Annotated in this window: 11 protein-coding genes; 10 read left to right on the top strand and 1 reads right to left on the bottom strand. The window is 57.3% G+C overall.

Translation table 11 applies throughout. The features are described 5' to 3' along the window. Positions 1–151 precede the first annotated feature (151 nt). From HY29_RS07185 to HY29_RS07150, 8 genes are all read left to right on the top strand, one after another. Positions 152–1,318, top strand: a complete 1,167-nt coding sequence (locus tag HY29_RS07185) for an acyl-CoA dehydrogenase family protein (protein WP_034794780.1) — start codon at positions 152–154, stop codon at positions 1,316–1,318. A 6-nt stretch (positions 1,319–1,324) separates the two neighbouring features. Then, positions 1,325–1,753, top strand: a complete 429-nt coding sequence (locus tag HY29_RS07180; protein ID WP_034794777.1) for a PaaI family thioesterase — start codon at positions 1,325–1,327, stop codon at positions 1,751–1,753. Between the two features lie 27 nt (positions 1,754–1,780). After that, positions 1,781–2,986, top strand: coding sequence for an acetyl-CoA C-acetyltransferase (locus tag HY29_RS07175; RefSeq protein WP_034794774.1), 1,206 nt, complete (start codon positions 1,781–1,783; stop codon positions 2,984–2,986). Between the two features lie 29 nt (positions 2,987–3,015). Then, positions 3,016–5,247, top strand: a complete 2,232-nt coding sequence (locus tag HY29_RS07170; RefSeq protein WP_034794771.1) for a 3-hydroxyacyl-CoA dehydrogenase NAD-binding domain-containing protein — start codon at positions 3,016–3,018, stop codon at positions 5,245–5,247. 158 nt (positions 5,248–5,405) lie between these two features. Continuing rightward, the gene (locus HY29_RS07165; RefSeq protein ID WP_034794767.1) at positions 5,406–6,359 is read left to right on the top strand and encodes a CsgG/HfaB family protein; all 954 of its coding nucleotides are present in this window, start codon (positions 5,406–5,408) and stop codon (positions 6,357–6,359) included. Next, entirely contained in the window at positions 6,359–6,673 is a 315-nt protein-coding gene (locus HY29_RS07160) for a hypothetical protein (protein ID WP_034794764.1), read from the top strand. Before HY29_RS07165 ends, HY29_RS07160 begins: the two co-directional genes overlap by 1 nt. A 9-nt stretch (positions 6,674–6,682) precedes the next feature. After that, on the top strand, positions 6,683–7,126 hold the full coding sequence (locus HY29_RS07155) for a DUF4810 domain-containing protein (protein WP_051601233.1): 444 nt from the start codon (positions 6,683–6,685) through the stop codon (positions 7,124–7,126). After that, a complete protein-coding gene (locus HY29_RS07150; RefSeq protein WP_034794761.1) occupies positions 7,126–7,836 on the top strand; it encodes a DUF799 domain-containing protein in 711 nt (236 codons plus the stop codon). Before HY29_RS07155 ends, HY29_RS07150 begins: the two co-directional genes overlap by 1 nt. Before the next feature lie 78 nt (positions 7,837–7,914). Here HY29_RS07150 and HY29_RS07145 read toward each other — a convergent pair whose 3' ends face one another. Beyond that, positions 7,915–10,605 carry an Rne/Rng family ribonuclease gene (locus HY29_RS07145; protein ID WP_034794757.1) on the bottom strand — a complete coding sequence of 897 codons (2,691 nt, stop codon included), beginning with the start codon at positions 10,603–10,605 and terminating at the stop codon, positions 7,915–7,917. A gap of 421 nt (positions 10,606–11,026) precedes the next feature. Here HY29_RS07145 and HY29_RS18350 point away from each other — a divergent pair, with 421 nt between their 5' ends. Then, a complete protein-coding gene (locus HY29_RS18350; protein ID WP_162176684.1) occupies positions 11,027–12,223 on the top strand; it encodes an N-acetylmuramoyl-L-alanine amidase family protein in 1,197 nt (398 codons plus the stop codon). Between the two features lie 51 nt (positions 12,224–12,274). Continuing rightward, positions 12,275–14,035: a tetratricopeptide repeat protein gene (locus HY29_RS07135; protein WP_034794754.1), complete on the top strand. Its 1,761-nt coding sequence runs from the start codon at positions 12,275–12,277 to the stop codon at positions 14,033–14,035. Position 14,036 lies beyond the last annotated feature (1 nt).

The raw sequence follows: 14,036 nt of genomic DNA, 5'->3' as shown, positions 1-14,036 counted from the left end.
TGGCATGTGCCGGGTTCGCCACCACACAAAAATTTCATGTAATTCCAGCCGTTTTGACGCAAGGGGAGGGCTGGAAAAGGCCTGACCAGTCGCTACATCTTTACGTGAACGTAAGCGGCAAGCTTGAGCCGAATAAATACTGGAGGAAAATATGCACGAGAGCCCATTGGATGTCCCGAAGCCAGCCTGGCGTCAGGAAGAGGAACTCGACATATTCTCCGATGCAGTGGGCCAGTTCTTTGAGAAAGAATGTGTGCCGCATGTCCAGCAATGGCGCAAGGACGGTGTCGTCCCGCTGGAAATTTGGAAAAAGGCTGGCGAGATGGGCCTGCTCGGTGCGTCCGTGCCGGAAGAATATGGCGGCGCAGGCGGTGATTTCCGCCATGAGGCGATCATCATCGAGCAGCAGCAATGGAAAGGCGTCGACGGCTTCGGCATCACGCTGCACAACGCTATCATCGCACCCTACATCACAGCCTATGGTACCGAAGAGCAGAAGCGCCTCTGGCTGCCCGGCATATGCACTGGCGAGATTGTCACCGCCATTGCGATGACCGAGCCGGGCGCAGGCTCTGACCTTCAGGGGATGAAGACGACGGCCAAGCGCGACGGCGATGAGTACGTCATCAATGGCTCCAAGACCTTCATTTCTAATGGCCAGTCCGCCAATCTGATCCTGCTCTGCGTGAAGACCGACCCGACTCAAGGCGCCAAGGGCATTTCCATTATCGGCGTTGAAACCGACAAGGTGGAAGGTTTCCGCCGCGGCCGTAATCTGGAAAAAGTTGGCCAGCATGCTGCCGATACGTCCGAGCTGTTCTTTGACGATGTGCGGGTGCCCGCCTCCAACCTGCTGGGCGAAGTGGAAGGCAAAGGCTTTATCCAGCTGATGCAGAAACTACCTCAGGAGCGCCACATCATCGGCCTGCAGGGCGTCGGCATGATCGAGCGCGCCATCCACGAGACCGTGGAATATGTGAAGGGCCGCAAGGCCTTCGGCGGTACGATCTTCGACTTCCAAAACACCCAGTTCACACTGGCCGAATGCAAGACGGAAGCAACCGTCGCTAAAGTTTTTGCTGATCATTGCACGGAGCGCCTCCTGAAGGAGGAACTGGATGCGGCAACTGCGTCCATGTCCAAATACTGGATCTCTGATCTGCAGTGCAAGATCATCGACGAATGCCTGCAACTTCATGGCGGCTTCGGCTATATGGACGAATATCCTATTGCCCAGATGTATGCCGACGCCCGCGTCCAGCGCATCTATGGCGGTGCGAATGAAGTGATGAAAATGCTGATCGCGAGGACGCTTTAAGTTCCGATGCCTGACAAAGATCTTATCCGTGATGTCTTTCCCACGCCAAGCCCCAGCTCGACGTCTCTTGGCTTTGAGTTGTTGGCCCTGGACATGAAGGAGTTGACAACGCGGGTGCGGTTTGAAGGCAGGCCGGAATTCTGCAATCCCGCAGGTGTGATCCAGGGCGGCTATCTTGTCGCCATGATGGATGATACAATCGGCATGTTGGCCGGCATGAAAGCTGGCAAGTCCAAGCTGCCCTCGACGGTAGATCTGCACACGCACTTCCTGCGCCCGGTTCGCAAGGGCGCTATTGAAGTTGTTGCGCGCCTTCGAAATGTGGGCCGCGCCATGCTGTTTGCTGAAGCAGAGCTTTATGATTCCCGCGGCAAGGAAGCTGCCCGCTCTTCCGCGAGTTTGACCCTAAATCCGGTGCTGAAACCGGCCAAATGATTACCAGTTCTAGAAGGAGCCTCTCCAATGACTGAAGCATATATCTATGACGCGGTGCGCACGCCCCGCGGCAAGGGCAAATCCTCCGGCGCGCTTCACGAAATCACATCGCTCAGCCTGGCAACCCAGGTTCTGCAAGCGATCCGTGACCGGAACGAGATCGACACCTCCAATGTGGACGATGTCGTACTTGGATGTGTCAGCCCGGTGGGCGAGCAGGGCGCAGACATTGCCCGCGTCGCCGTTCTCAATGCGGAGTACGCAGAAACCACGGCTGGTGTGCAGGTGGATCGCTTCTGCGCCTCTGGCCTGGAAGCCTGCAACATGGCCGCTTCCAAGGTCATGACCGGCGAAGCCGATATGGCCATCGGCGGCGGTGTCGAAAGTATGAGCCGCGTGCCGATGGGCGCTTCCGGGGGTGCCTGGTCTACGGATCCGCAGGTTGCCCTGAAGACCTATTTTGCGCCGCAGGGGATCGGTGCTGACACGATTGCCACCAAATACGGCTTCTCCCGCGATGATGTTGACGCCTTCGCGGTTGAAAGCCAGAAGCGCGCCGCGGCGGCATGGAAAGAAGGCCGCTTTGCCAAATCCATTGTTCCGGTCAAGGATCAGATGGGCGGCATCCGTCTCGATCATGACGAACATATGCGCCCCGACGCTGACATGCAGTCTCTTGCTGGCCTCAACCCGTCTTTTGCCGGCATGGGCGCAATGGGCTTTGATGAAGTCATCAAGCAGCGCTATCCGGAAGTCGAGAAGATCAATCACGTCCACCATGCGGGCAACTCGTCCGGCATCGTGGATGGCGCGTCTGCTGTCCTCTTCGGGTCCAAGGAGATGGGCGAGAAGTTTGGCCTCAAACCGCGCGCACGCATCAAGGCTATGGCATCCATCGGCTCCGAGCCGGGCATCATGCTGACCGGCCCGACCTATGTGTCGCAAAAGGTTCTGAAGAAAGCTGGCATGAACCCGGAAGACATCGATCTTTATGAACTGAACGAAGCCTTCGCTTCGGTCGTACTTCTGATGATGCAGAACCTCAACATCCCGCATGACAAGATGAATGTGAATGGCGGCGCGATCGCCATGGGTCACCCGCTCGGCGCAACCGGCGGCATGATCCTCGGCACGATGGTCGACGAGCTTGAGCGCTCGGGCAAGGAAACCGCTCTGATCACGCTGTGCGTCGGCGCCGGTATGGGCACCGCCACGATCATCGAACGCGTTTAATCAAGATACAGACGAACGGAATACACGATATGGAACTCGAAACATTCGGTTGGGACGTCGATGGTGACGGCATTGCGCACGCAGTCTTTGACGTGCCCGGCCGCAGCATGAACACGCTGACAGCGAAAGCTATCGCAGACATCATCGCGATCTCCCAGGAAGTCGCCTCCAATGATGCCATCAAGGGCCTGGTCATCTCATCCGGCAAGCCGAGCGGCTTCTGCGCCGGGGCGGACTTGGGCGAAATGGGCGACCGCGCTGGCAGCGGTGAGAAGAAAGACCTCTCCGAAGCGGAGCTCAAGAAGCAGCAATTCGATCAGGGCTTTGCTCTGAACGGTACCCTGCGCAAGCTGGAAACCTGCGGAAAGCCAGTGGCGATTGCACTGAACGGCCTTGCGCTTGGCGGTGGTCTGGAAGTGGCGCTTGCGTGCCATTACCGCGTTGCCGCGAACGACAATCCGAAGCTGCAATTCGGGCTGCCGGAAGCCAAGATCGGTCTCCTGCCGGGTGCCGGTGGCACACAGCGTCTGCCGCGTCTCGTCGGCGTGCAGGCCGCTCTGCCCCTGATCCTTCAGGGCCAAAGCTTCAATGCCGAGAAAGCACTCTCCATGGGAGTGGTGCAAGAACTCGCACCGTCTTCCGAGACGGTCGACAAGGCCAAGGCCTGGGTCAAAGCAAACCCGACGGCGAAGGCGCCTTGGGATGTCAAAGGCTTCAAGGTTCCTGGCGGCGTACCCCACAGAAGCCCTGGCGCCGGTCAGGTCCAGACCATGGCGAATGCCATGCTGGCTGCCAAGACCTATGGCAATTATCCGGCCCAAAAGAATATTCTGTCCTGTGTCTATGAGGGTATCCAGGTGCCGATCGATGCCGCCCTGCGGATCGAGACACGTTACTTCATCAACACACAGCAGCGCCCTGAAGCGAAAGCCATGATCCGCTCTCTCTTCCTGTCGATGCAGGAACTCTCCAAAGGCGGCAACCGCCCGGCAGGTTATCCGAAGACGGAGTTCAAAAAGATCGCCGTCATCGGTGCAGGTCTCATGGGCGCAGGCATTGCCTATGTTCAGGCAAAGGCCGGTATCCCGACCGTGCTGGTTGATGTCTCCAAGGAGAATGCAGAGAAGGGTAAGGATTACTCCCGCCGTCTCGTCGAAAAGGATGTCTCCCGTGGCAAGTCCACTCAGGAGAAGGGCAACAAGCTGCTCGATCTGATCACGACCACGGACAATTATGATGATGTCAAAGGTGCTGACCTGGTCATCGAGGCTGTGTTCGAGAATGAAGAGCTGAAGGCCAAGATCACCGGGATGGCCGAGGCCGTTCTGGACGAGACAGGGGTGTTCGGTTCCAACACCTCCACGCTGCCGATCACGGGGCTGGCGAAAGCCTCCAAGCGCCCTGAGAATTTCATTGGCATTCACTTCTTCTCCCCGGTTGAGCGGATGGGGTTGGTGGAAATCATCAGTGGTGAGAAGACCAGCGAAGAGACGCTCGCCAAGGCGGTCGACTATGTGCTGGCCATTCGCAAGACGCCGATTGCTGTCAATGACAGCCGTGGCTTCTATACCTCCCGCTGCTTCGGCACCTATACTCGTGAAGGCATGGAAATGCTGGCGGAAGGCATCAAGCCGGCCATCATCGAGAATGTTGGCCGTCAGTCCGGCATGCCGATGGGCCCGCTCGAAGTGTCTGACTCGGTCGGTCTTGATACGGCTCTGAAAGTCACGCGGGCGACCGCTGAAGCGGCAGGTGTCGATCTGCAGACGGATGACCGCACTCAGTTCCTGGCCTGGCTGGTCGAAGACCAGGGCCGCGTTGGCCGCAAGGCTGGCAAAGGCTTCTACGATTACAATGAGAAGGGCCGTCCGGACCAGCTCTGGCCTGACCTGAACACCCAGCTTGAAGTAAAAGTGGATGAATGTCCGCCGGAACTGAAGCAGGAGCTGAAGAACCGCTTCCTGGTACGTCAGGCCATCGAAGTGGCTCGCTGCTTTGACGAGGGCGTCATCACCGATGCACGCGACGCAGACATCGGCTCTATCCTTGCCTGGGGCTTTGCCCCGTACACGGGCGGCTGCTGTTCCTATGTGGACCTCATCTGGGGCATCAAGGAGTTTGTCGCCGAAGCAGACCGTCTCGCCAAGAAGTATGGCGAACGCTTCGAGCCGCCAGCGCTTCTCCGCGAAATGGCAGAGAAAGGCGAAGGCTTCTATGACCGCTTCCCCCCTGCCGGAAAAGCAGAGAAAGTGGCTGCGTAAGAATACGTATTTCTGTATTTCAGGTGCTTAGTGGAATACTTGTGGCCGATTGCGACTATTTCGCGATCGGCCTTTTTAATTCTTGACCATGGCAATCAAAGCGGGAATGCTGTGCTATCTGATCTTAGTATCCATAGGGGCTATCGGGGAGAAACACATTGAGAAACTTATTGCTTGCGGTCGTGGGGGGCGTGGCACTAACGGCTTGCGCTACGGTTCAGAACCCGCCGGAGCGTGTTTCTGGACCTGCGACAGAATCTGTCGCGCTCCAATCCGTTCCGGTTGTCTCGAAACCTACGCTGAAGCGCAAAATTGCGGTTGTTCGTTTTTCGAATAGCACGCGCTACGGTAAAGGCCTTCTCTACGACGGGGAGAATGATCCACTCGCGGATCAAGCGCGGGATATGCTTGTCAAGCGTTTGGTCGAAACTGAAGGCTTCTTAGTTTTCGAGAGGGATAATCTTGATGGTCTTGCATTTGAGAAGTCTCTGGTCGGGGACAGCAGAGGTATCGACCTTGTCGGCGTTGATGCAGTTATAGTCGGCTCTGTCACCGAGTTCGGTCGGAAGACGGAAGGGCAAGTAGGCTTTTTAAGTTCAACAAAAAAGCAGACCGTCGAGGCTGCAGTTGAGGCGCGGCTGGTTGATCCAAGAACGGCATTGGCATTCTTCAGCGCGGCAGGCCGCGGGGAAGTATCTACAGAGTCGGGAGAGGTTGCGGGATTTGGCTCGCGGGCTGCTTACGATGCTTCTTTAAACGATGAGGCAATCTCTGCAGCCGTTTCCAATCTGGTGTCAGAAATTATCGGCAATCTGGAAGATCGCCCCTGGAGCACAGATATTCTGAAGATCGAAGGTGATCGTGTTTTCATCAGCGGTGGCGAGCGGCAAGGTTTGAACAAAGGCGATAGATTCAGGGTCGAAACCTTGGGCGAAACGCTTACGAGCGGACAGTCCGGACTACCAATTACACTGCCAGGCGAAACCGTTGCCGAAATTGAAGTTGTCTCTTTCTTTGGTGAAACTGAATATTCTGAAGGAGCGATTGCGAAAATTGTTTCTGGAAACCTGCAAGATGCATCTGAGCCACTCGTTGTGCGGGAGGCGAAGTAATGTCATTGAAATATATAATTGTGTCTGGCGGCGCTCTGATTTGTCTGACGACCTTTTCTGGGTGTGCTTATCCTACAAAAAATATCGTACAAGGAGGAAGTTCAGGCGCCGTGTATTTTGAAGCGTTCCCTGAAAACGCGCAAATTATCCTTGATGGAGTGCCAATGGGAGCTGTTGCGGATTTCGACGGAAAAGAGCGAACGTTGAGTGTAAGCCCCGGTAGCCATACCGTTCAAATTACTGATGGATCGATGCTTCTTTATGACAAGAAAATCTATGTTGATCGTGACAGTGCACTGAAGATTATTCGCTAAGGCAGGAAAATGATTAAGAAAAATATTTTGTTATTGTGCGCGACTTCGGCTGTGCTTGCTGGATGTGTGGCAGCACCGCGCTTTGAGTACGGGAGTTACGAGCCTGCTCTATATGCGTACTACAAGAAGCCGGAAATGGCGGATAAATTCGAAGCGGCTCTGCAGAAGGCTATTGAAAAAGGTGAAGAAACAGACCGTTTGGCACCGGGTATGTATGCCGAACTAGGATATCTGAAGTTGAGTCAAGGTGACCAAGCAGGGGCAGTTGATTTGTTTCGCAAGGAAGCACAAGCCTTCCCTGAATCTGAAGTGTTCATGTCAGGAGTTGTAACTCGCTTAACTCGTCAGGAAAGTGAAGGCGTTATAGAGGAAGAAGAGACTGAATCGAACGATGTCAAGGTTTCGGAGAATGCAATAGATGGGATGCGTTCAGCAGAAGGGGCTGATGTCTGATGAGTTTTCTATATAAAATCGGTTCGCTTAAGTGTGTGGCATCGCTTGTCGCGCTCTCTACTGTTTTGGCAGGTTGTGTGGCAGCTGGTCCTCAGCCCAAGGACTACTCTGATTTTCGTGCTGAAAACCCGAAGTCGATTCTTGTTTTACCTGTCCTCAACAATTCTGGCGCTGTAGAAGCCCCAGAATTTTTCCTGTCTACAGTCTCACAGCCCTTCGCTCAGCGTGGATATTACGTCTTTCCTGCAAATATGGTGAAGTCTCTTCTTGAAGACGAGGGGATGTCTGACCCGGCACTTCTTTACTCGGCAGATACTAGGCGCCTGGCTCCTATTTTTGGGTGCGACACGGCTCTGTATCTGACCATTGAGCGTTGGGAATCTCAGTATGTTGTGATTGCCACGTCTACCAATGTTACTTTTAAATATGAGCTTCGAAGCTGCAAGTCAGGAGAGAGCCTGTGGGCTCATACCCAGCAATTATCTTATTCTCCGCAAGCAAGTAGTTCTGGAAATCCTTTGGCAGATCTGATCGCCCAAGCGATCATAGCTGCCATCGAAAAAGGAGCGCCGAATTACATGCCACTGGCACGGCAGGCGAACGCGCTCGCAGCTGGAACGGCTGGGCAGGGCATTCCTGCAGGCCCCTATCTTCCAGACGTTTACCAGATGGACCTTCAACAGTTTCCTGCAGGTGAGGCATCGGAGTGATAGGTGCCTTTTATATAAGATGAAAAAGGCCGGAGCAAAATTGCTCCGGCCTTTTTGTTTCTGGTGTGCCGGGAGGCCCTAGTCGCGCTTGGCGCGGGCCCACCAGCCGGTGCGTTTGGGACGCGTATCCTTTTTCGCAGGTTCGGCGCTCTCCGCGGGTTTGGTTTCAGCGGCCTCGGCCAGGGCGGGCTCTGCGTCGACCTTTTCGGTCGTTGCTACAGGCTCTGGCTCAGGTTTGGCTTCAGCTTCCGGCGCGGGAGCAGGTTCTGACTTCTCCGCAACAGGCGCTTCAACCGGCTCAGCCGCAGGTTCCGTCTTTTCAGAAATCTGCTCTTGGGCCTTTTCTTCCTTGGCAGGCGTTTCCTCTGCAGCGGCCGGGGCCTCGTCTGCCTCAGCCTTGGCGGGCTTTTTGCGAGAGCGGCGCGCGCGCTTCGGTTTTTCCTCTGGCGATTTTTCGTCAGACTTGGTTTCGTCCGCCGTCTCGGTCTTGGTGTCGCTGTTCTCAGCGGCTTTCGCCTCAGCCTTGGCAGCGTCTGCCTCTGCTTTGGCGGCGGCCCGTTCAGCTTCAGCGGTCTTGGCGGCTTCAGCCTCTTCAGCGGCTTTTACTTCGCTCGCCGGAACAGCGTCGAGCATTTCCGCAGCACTCGCAGACAGGCCGTCCAGATAGGCGCCGCCATCTGTGGGGGCTTCGTCGCCTGTGTCGATGCGGTTTTCGTTGGACTTGCGCCGCCGACGGCCTCCGCGACGGCCTCGGCGGCGGCGCTTGCGAGGCGAACCATCCTCGTTTGTGTCGCTTTCCGAAGAGTTTTCCGCCTCGTCGTCATCGCTGTCATCGTCCTCATTGTCGTCTGAGGACTGGTCGTCATTTGTCTCGGCCGTTTCGGATTTGCGGCCACGTCCGCCACGCCGGCGACGGCGCTTGCGGCGGCCGCCCGTGTTTTCCTCTTCCTGTTCGGAGGAGTCGGCAGTGGTGTCGTCTTCGTCCTCGTCTGCCTCGTCTTCAATCACTTCCTGCTTGGAAGGCTTGGCGAGAGAGCGCGGGGGTTTGCGTTTTTTCGGCTTGCCGTTCGGGTCGCGCTCTGCGTCGATCACAAAATCGCCCGGCAGCATGTCTTCGGAAGAATGGATGGAGACGGCAAAGCCGGCCATGCGCTCAACTTCCACCAGCGCTTCCCGCTTGTTATTCAACAGGTACAGCGCGACATCTGTCGGCGCCTTCACAGAGATCGCCTTGAGGCCGCCCATGGAGGCGCGCGCCTCAATCGCCCGGATCAGCTGCAGCGCAGCAGACGGGATGGAGCGGCGGCGCCCGGTGCCGTTACAGGCCTCGCACGGATCAGATGTTGCCTGCAGCACGCCCTGGCGGCGGCGCTGGCGCGAGATTTCCATCAGGCCGAACTGGGAAATGCGGCCATGCTGAACGCGCGCGCGATCGACCTTGAGGTGCTCTTTCAGCTTCTTCTCGACGGCGCGGTTGTTCTTGTTCTCATCCATGTCGATGAAGTCGATCACGATGAGGCCGGCCAGATCCCGTAGACGCATCTGGCGGCAGGCCTCTTCGGCCGCTTCCAGATTGGTGCGCACGGCGGTCTGCTCAATGTTGCGTTCGCGCGTGGATTTACCGGAGTTCACGTCAATTGCGACCAGCGCTTCGGTCTGGTTGATCACCAGATAGCCACCGGATTTCAACTGAACGACCGGAGAGTAGATGGAATCAAGCTGCTGCTCGACTGCTTCGGCAACGAAGAGCGGGTCTTCATCCTTCCAGTGCTGAACCTTCTTGGCCTGGCTCGGCATGATCAGCTTGGCCAGATCCTTTGCCTCGCGATAGGCGTCCTCGCCCTGGACAAGGACTTCCTCGATCTCCTTGTCGAACATGTCCCGCATCGCACGATGGACCAGCCCGCCTTCGGCATTAATCAACATCGGGGCTTCGGAAGACAGCGTCTTCTCGACAATGGTTTCCCAGAGTTTTGAGAGGTAATCATAGTCGCGCTTGATCTCGGCCTTGGTGCGCTTTGCGCCAGCCGTCCGCACGATAAGACCCATGCCGTCCGGCACGTCCAGTTCGGAAACGATGGATTTGAGCCGGCGACGGTCTGCGCCATTCACGATCTTGCGGGAGATGCCTCCGCCGCGCGGCGTGTTCGGCATCAGCACGGAGTACCGTCCAGCCAGAGAGAGATAGGTGGTCAGGGCGGCGCCCTTGTTGCCGCGCTCTTCCTTCACGACCTGCACCAGCATCACCTGACGGCGGCGGATGACTTCCTGGATCTTGTAGCGCTTGGAGATAGAGGTGCGGCTGGATTTCTTGGGCTTGCGCGCCTTTTCAGGCTTGGCTTCGCCGTTTTCATCCGCCTCGTCGCTGTCATCATCGCTGTCGGAATCATCTGATGCAGAGGCGTCGTCTGCCTCGTCATCCCCATTCTCGGCGGTGTCGTCATCATCATCTTCGTCATCGTCTTCGATGGCAGCGGCGGCTTCCTCTGCGGCCTCGCGGAGCAGGGCTTCGCGGTCTTCGGCGGGAAGCTGGTAATAATCCGGGTGGATTTCGCTGAAGGCAAGGAAGCCATGGCGATTGCCGCCATACTCAACGAAGGCCGCCTGAAGGGACGGCTCAACGCGCGTCACCTTTGCCAGGTAGATGTTTCCGCGGAGTTGTTCGTTACCAGTTGTTTCGAAGTCGAAGTCGTCGACCTGACCATTGTTGACGATCGCCACACGGGTCTCTTCCGGGTGGGCGGCGTCGATTAGCATGAGTTTGCTCATGTATGAGAACCTTTTGAGCCGGCAGGGCGGCATAGGGTGCCTTTGAGCACCTCAAGCCAGCCTCAGGGCCGGTCTGTAAATTTAAGGGGAGGGTGGCGTCATACCGGCCCGACTGCAGCAATGGCAGCTCAGGTTCGTTGGTTTTGACTACGGCACCCGTATACATCTTCTTTGCTTTCCGGAGCGCGGCGCCCGCTTGCCTTTTCGGTGAAGCCAGGATCGCTGTCGCGACTATGGGAAACTTGTTTGGTAGGCCAATCTGTCGGCTACCGTCTGATACTGCCCAATTTTGTCTCTCAAGAAAAGACCAAAATGGGAGCAGTGACAGCTGTATTACGTTTCCTGTAGTCAATGCTGGGTTAATATTCGGTCTGTTAGGAAGTCACTTCAATCCGGTTTGAGTGATCGCCTGATGCCCTGTTTGCGTTTGATTTTCCTTTGGATCGCCTGTCTCTGCACGGGATTGGCCGCCTCTGCAGAGGTGCGCCGTGTGCAGGTTGTGGGCAATGGAGAGCCCACACGGATAACCATATGGAGCGATACAGCCCAGGATGCCCGGGCATTTCTTGCGGAATCTGATGGTGCGCGCAGCTTGATCCTGCCTCTGACTGGCGTGATTGCCCCCCGGTCTGGCGATGGTATGGGCGGTGTGGAGACTTGGGCACTGTCCGATGACACGCTCAGCTTTGCCCTCGACAAGCCGCTGATGGTGGCGCGTGTGCTCAGCCTGCCCCCTGCGGGAAATGAGCCGCTTTACCGGGTGATCATCGATTTGCAGACCGTTTCGGCCGCGCGCTTCAGCAGTGTCGCCAAGCGTGACATGCGCAAGCTCGGCGCGCTGCGTGCTGAGGAGCAGAAGGCGGCCATGAACCTCGAAATGGCCTCTCTGCGTCCGGATGCGCCGGTTGTTCGGTCCAAGCGTGCCTCAGGCCAGAAATATGTCGTCGTGATTGATGCGGGCCATGGCGGGAAAGATCCGGGGGCCCTTGCTATCACAGGCGGCAAGGAGAAAGACATCACCCTTCGAGCGGCACTGGCGCTCAAGAAGCGTCTGGAGAATGATCCGCGCTACTCCGTACGACTGACACGCGACACAGATATCTATATCGAGCATGAAGACCGTGTGACCATGGCGCGCGACTGGGGCGCTGACCTGTTCATTTCTCTTCATGCTGACGCAGCCATGTCCCCCAAAACATCTGGGGCTTCTGTCTATACGATCTCGGCCAATGGAGAGCGCCGCATCGACAAGGAAGCCAACAAGAACAATTGGCGCATCCCGATTGAGGATGGTGCTCCCGAGCAGTTGAGTGGAATTCTGAAAGATCTCGTGAAGCGGGAAACCAAGACGCGCTCAGCCGAGTTTGCCGAGATGCTGTTGCCGGAGTTGGAGAAGTCCGGTCCCGTTCTGCGCAATACACACCGCAATGCCGGTTTCTATGTCCTGCTCGCGCCGGATGTGCCAGCCGTTCTGCTGGAAATGGGGTTTGTTACCAATCGCGAAGATGTCAAACGGCTGCAGTCTGACAAGGCGATGGACAAGAGCATGACGGCGGTCAAGCGGGGCATAGACCGGTTCTTTGACAAGCAGGATGTCCTGCTGGCAGGGCAGGGGTGAGCCCTTTGAATTCCCTTGCCGTAGCAGCCGGTTGCTGAGAAGCTGGACCTGATGATGTCATTACGTTTCCTGATTTTTCCGGTCTGCCTGGCGCTGGCGAGTTCCTGTGCGAGCGCGCCTGAGGGCTTAAGCGTACTGGATCGCCATCTGATCCAGTCCGGCAGGCCGGATAATGCCAAAGCCTATAGTGACTTCCTGATTGCCCGCTATGCGGCCATGACGAATGATCCACAGATTGCTGCGGCGCACTATGCCGCCGCCATTGATAGCGCACCGGAAAAGTCCGGCATTGCGGACCGGGCGCTGTTCGCGTCGCTGCTGTCAGGCAATTATGATGAAGGCGTAAAGCTGGCCCGACGCGCCGATGAACTTGGCAGTGACGCCGCGCTTGTCCGGCTGACCCTTGGTGTTGATGCCATGCGCAGAGGCAAGGATTCGACCGCACAGGAAATGCTGGATGAAACCCGCTTCGGGCCCTTCAACCGCGTTGTTGCGCGGGGGCTCTCTGCCTGGCGTGTCGTGGATACGAAGGGGCCTGCCGCGGCAGTCCGCTATCTCAATGACGGTCTGACCGGTGATCCGAGGCTGGATAGCGCAACGCTTTACATGATGGGGCTGGTGCAATTGTCTGCCGGGCAGGATGACGCCGCACTCGCAACCTTTGACACGCTTTGGCAATCCGGCGCCCGACTGGCGGTTGGGGTGGAGGCGCATGCCCGCTTGCTGGCCAATCGGGGGCGTAGGGCCGAGGCGCTCGGTCTGCTCAGCACTTTTCGCTCTGAAGTGGGCACGAATGCTTCGCTCGACCGGCTGCAAACTGCCATTGAGGTGGGCGATACAATCAAGATCAGACGCTTGAAGCCGTCGCAGGGGGCCGCGCTGGCCATCTACATCCCGGCGGCAGCGCTGATGACGCAGACCGAGGATGATGTCTCGGCGGTCTATTTCGTACTGGCCCTGGCGCTCGACCCCGATTTGCATGTCGCCCGCTCTCTCTGGGGACAGACGCTGGACAATGCCGGCCGCCATGAAGAGGCGATTGCCGTCTTGGCCAGGGTGCCTGAAAAGTCGGCTTTCTATGCAACATCGCGTGGCCAGATCGCCTGGGCCCTGCGCCATAGCGGACGCAATCAGGCAGCACTGTCTGTGGCGGCTGAAGCCCTGCAGCATGAGCCAGACCGCGCCCTGAAGGTGCAACTGGCAGATCTTTACCGCTCGCTGGACCGCTATGGCGAGGCAGACAGCATCCTCACTCAGATCATTGAAGAAGATGCCAAGGCTGGCCGGCAGGACTGGCGTTTGCTGTTTGCAAGAGGCTTGGCGAGAGAGGAAATGGGCCGCTGGCCGGAAGCCGAGATGGACATGACCGAGGCGCTGGCGATCAACCCGAACGATGCCTCCCTGCTGAATTCATTGGGCTATGCCTATGTCGACCGTGGCAGGAATCTTGACGCGGCGATCGACATGATCCGCAAGGCTGCCGAGATTGAACCTGATTCCGGATTCATCCTGGATAGCCTCGGCTGGGCGCACTATCGTTTGGGCCGCTATGAGATGGCGGTGCGCTATCTTGAGCGTGCTGTTGAGTTGGAACCCGGTGATGCCGTGCTGAACGATCATTTGGGGGACGCCTATTGGCAGACGGGCCGCAAGCTGGAGGCGCGTTTCCAGTGGCAACGCTCGCTGAGTCTTGATCCGTCCGTTTCGGATCGAGAGCGGATCGAAGTGAAGCTGGTCAGCGGGCCTGAAATGCCCGCCATCCAGCGTGCAGAATCCGGCAGCAATGGCTTGCCGATCCCACAACAGCCATAGA

This window comes from Hyphomonas beringensis (genome assembly GCF_000682755.1).
GTDB lineage: Bacteria > Pseudomonadota > Alphaproteobacteria > Caulobacterales > Hyphomonadaceae > Hyphomonas > Hyphomonas beringensis.
The sequence above is the reverse complement of the archived record's forward strand: the minus strand, read 5'-3'. Positions and strand labels throughout refer to the sequence as shown.

Excerpts from the sequence above, each read along its gene's own strand:
- HY29_RS07185 (WP_034794780.1), top strand. The coding sequence starts at position 152 with ATGCACGAGAGCCCATTGGATGTCCCGAAGCCAGCCTGGCGTCAGGAA.
- HY29_RS07180 (WP_034794777.1), top strand. The coding sequence starts at position 1,325 with ATGCCTGACAAAGATCTTATCCGTGATGTCTTTCCCACGCCAAGCCCC.
- HY29_RS07175 (WP_034794774.1), top strand. The coding sequence starts at position 1,781 with ATGACTGAAGCATATATCTATGACGCGGTGCGCACGCCCCGCGGCAAG.
- HY29_RS07170 (WP_034794771.1), top strand. The coding sequence starts at position 3,016 with ATGGAACTCGAAACATTCGGTTGGGACGTCGATGGTGACGGCATTGCG.
- HY29_RS07160 (WP_034794764.1), top strand. The coding sequence starts at position 6,359 with ATGTCATTGAAATATATAATTGTGTCTGGCGGCGCTCTGATTTGTCTG.
- HY29_RS07155 (WP_051601233.1), top strand. The coding sequence starts at position 6,683 with ATGATTAAGAAAAATATTTTGTTATTGTGCGCGACTTCGGCTGTGCTT.
- HY29_RS07150 (WP_034794761.1), top strand. The coding sequence starts at position 7,126 with ATGAGTTTTCTATATAAAATCGGTTCGCTTAAGTGTGTGGCATCGCTT.
- HY29_RS07145 (WP_034794757.1), bottom strand. The coding sequence starts at position 10,605 with ATGAGCAAACTCATGCTAATCGACGCCGCCCACCCGGAAGAGACCCGT.
- HY29_RS07135 (WP_034794754.1), top strand. The coding sequence starts at position 12,275 with ATGATGTCATTACGTTTCCTGATTTTTCCGGTCTGCCTGGCGCTGGCG.